Annotated in this window: 2 protein-coding genes; both read left to right on the top strand. The window is 60.8% G+C overall.

What is annotated here, in order from left to right:
* Positions 1 to 870: ABC transporter permease (locus G6N73_RS35570; protein ID WP_246252833.1), on the top strand; the 870-nt coding region annotated here is incomplete at its 5' end.
* A 2-nt stretch (positions 871 to 872) separates the two neighbouring features.
* Positions 873 to 1,510, top strand: a 638-nt coding sequence (locus tag G6N73_RS35575) for an ABC transporter permease (protein WP_165034524.1), incomplete at its 3' end; no start/stop codon positions are given.

The raw sequence follows: 1,510 nt of genomic DNA on the forward strand, positions 1-1,510 counted from the left end.
CTGCTTCTCAGGCTGGCGCCCGGCGACCCGGCGGCCATGATCGCCGGCAAGTCGGCCACGGCGGAGATGATCGCCGGCATCCGCGAGCGGCTGGGACTGAACGATCCGCTGCCGGTTCAGTTCATACGTTGGGTCTGGGACATGCTCGGCGGCGATTTCGGCACCTCGATCTTTGCCGGACGACCGGTTCTCGAGCTCATCTCGCAGCGGCTTGAGCCGACCATTTCCCTGTCGATCCTGACGATGATCGTTTCGGTGACGGTCGGGGTCTCCTTCGGCGTCCTCGCCGCGTGGCGAGCTGGCGGTCTTGTTGATCGCATCCTGACGGCATTCGCGACACTTGGTTTTTCTGTCCCGGTGTTTGTCGTCGGCTTCTTTCTCATATACGTGTTCGCTGTCAGGGCACATTGGCTGCCCGTCCAAGGATACCAGCCTATCGACCATGGCTTCGGGCCTTGGCTTGTGCGCCTGATCCTGCCGACCGTGACTTTGAGCGTTCCCTACATTGCCTTCATCGCCAGGATAACACGCGCGAGCATGCTGGAGGTTCTGTCGGAAGACTATATGCGAACTGCCGCCGCCAAGGGCGCCTCGTCCTATGCCATGCTTTTCCACCACGCTCTGAAGAATGCGGGTGTGCCGATCCTCACCGTGATCGGCTTAAGTTTCGCAGGGCTGATCGGCGGCGTCGTCATAACGGAAACGGTGTTCAACATACCTGGTGTCGGTCGCCTGGTGGTCGATGCGATCAACAACCGCGATTACCCTATCATTCAAGGTGTGCTCATCCTGGTTTCGGGTCTGTACGTCCTTATCAATCTCGGGGTCGATCTTTCCTACACCCTCGTCGACCCCCGCATCCGGTACTGATTATGACGCTCCTCTCCGCACCTGTTGAATACGTCCCGACGGGCCGCCTGCGAATATCTGACCTTCCCCGTCTGGCGCGGCGGCATCCGCTGGTCGTGATTGGCGGCGGCCTGTTGGCGCTGTTGATCATTCTGGCGCTCGCTGCCCCGCTTTTCGCCGGCGATCCGGTGAACATGGATCCATTCAAGCGCCTCCAGCCACCGTCAGCTGACTTGTGGTTCGGAAGCGATAATCTGGGCCGTGACGTGTTTGCACGAACGGTGTTCGGCGCCCGGATCTCACTTTTGGTGGGATTGACGGCGGCGGTGGGCGCGGCTCTAGGCGGGCTTCTTATCGGAGTTATTGCTGGCTATGTCCGCAGCTTCGATAACATCGTAATGCGCGTCATGGACGGCCTTATGTCGATCCCGACATTTCTGCTTGCTATCGCCCTTATTTCTCTGACAGGCCCCGGGATCGGCATCCTCATCGTCGCGATAACGATCCCCGATCTCCCAGGCGTCACGCGGCTGGTCCGTTCGGTGGTTCTGGGTGTTCGGGAGCGTCCTTACGTGGAGGCCGCGCTCTGCGGCGGCGCGCGCCTGCCCAAGGTGCTGTGGCGCCATATCCTCCCGAGCACCATACCACCGCTGATGGTCCA

It is taken from the genome of Allomesorhizobium camelthorni (assembly GCF_011045125.1).
In the GTDB taxonomy this organism is placed as follows: Bacteria; Pseudomonadota; Alphaproteobacteria; order Rhizobiales; family Rhizobiaceae; genus Allomesorhizobium; species Allomesorhizobium camelthorni.